Genomic DNA, 1,048 nt, shown 5'->3' with positions numbered 1-1,048 from the left:
CCGGTCACATCGATGATGATGAGGTCCATCGAAACCCGCCCAACGATCGGCCGTTTCTGGCCGCCAACGAAGGCCATGCCCGTGTTCGAGGCGGATCGCAAGAAACCGTCGGCGTAGCCGAGGCCGACCGTGGCCAGCGTGGTGTCAGCAGCGGCGGTCCAGGTTCCGCCATAGCCCACCGGGGTTCCGCCCTTGATGTCGCGAACCTGCAGGATTGGCGCGGTGAGGGTGACGACGGTGTGCGAGGCTGAGCCTTCGGCGGGTGTGGGGCCGCCGCCATAGAGGCCGATGCCGGGGCGGACCTCTTCATAGTGGAAGGGTTTGCCCTGATAGGTTCCACCAGTCGCCGAAAGGCTGCGGGGAACGCCCGGCCAGTGGCTGGTGGCGCGCTCGAAGGTTTCGCGCTGCTGCGCGTTGGCGGGGCTGTCTTCGTCGCCGCAGGACAGGTGAGAGATCACGCGGGCGGGTTTGGGCAGCATTTTCGCGGCTGTAGCCCAGTGGGCCTCGGGCAAGCCGAGGCGGCTCATGCCGACATCGATCTGGATGGCGGCGGGGCGGGGCGCGGTGTTCCCGGTGAGCCAGAGGTCGATCTGGTCGAGGCTGTTGAGGACGGGCGTCAGATTATAGAGCTGGAAGAGGTCCATCGTGTCGGGCGAGGGACCGTGGAAGATCATGATCTCCGGCGCAGGCCCGATCGCGAGGCGCAGGATGGCGCCTTCTGACGGCCAGGCGACGTAGAAGCGGCTGCATCCGGCTTTCGCCAGCGCCTTGCCTACGGGCTCGACCCCCAGGCCATAGGCGTTCGCCTTCACCACGGCGCAGGCATAGCCGGGCGCAACGCGCTGCTGGAACATACGCCAGTTGGCGACAAGCGCGTCGAGATCGATGTGGAGGCGAGGTCCTGCCATGCCGCTTGGCTAACGGGTTTTGCGGCACAGGTGAAGCCGCGCCGGGATGGCTGAAATGCGGCCTATTATTCGTTGCCATCTGGCAGGAAGCCGCCGCCGCCCGACTTGGGCTTGTTCTGCCAGATGGCAACGAATAATAG

The 1,048-nt window shown here is 65.9% G+C and carries 1 protein-coding gene; it reads right to left on the bottom strand.

Annotated elements, in window-relative coordinates; translation table 11 throughout:
- On the bottom strand, window positions 1-854 hold an 854-nt coding region (alr, locus tag EON91_RS14575), incomplete at its 3' end, for an alanine racemase (protein WP_292096151.1).
- Between the last annotated feature and the right edge of the window lie 194 nt (window positions 855-1,048).

Source organism: Brevundimonas sp., from assembly GCF_004210735.1.
Lineage (GTDB): Bacteria > Pseudomonadota > Alphaproteobacteria > Caulobacterales > Caulobacteraceae > Brevundimonas.
Note: the sequence above shows the minus strand (reverse complement) of the source record. Positions and strands in the feature narration are given on the sequence as shown.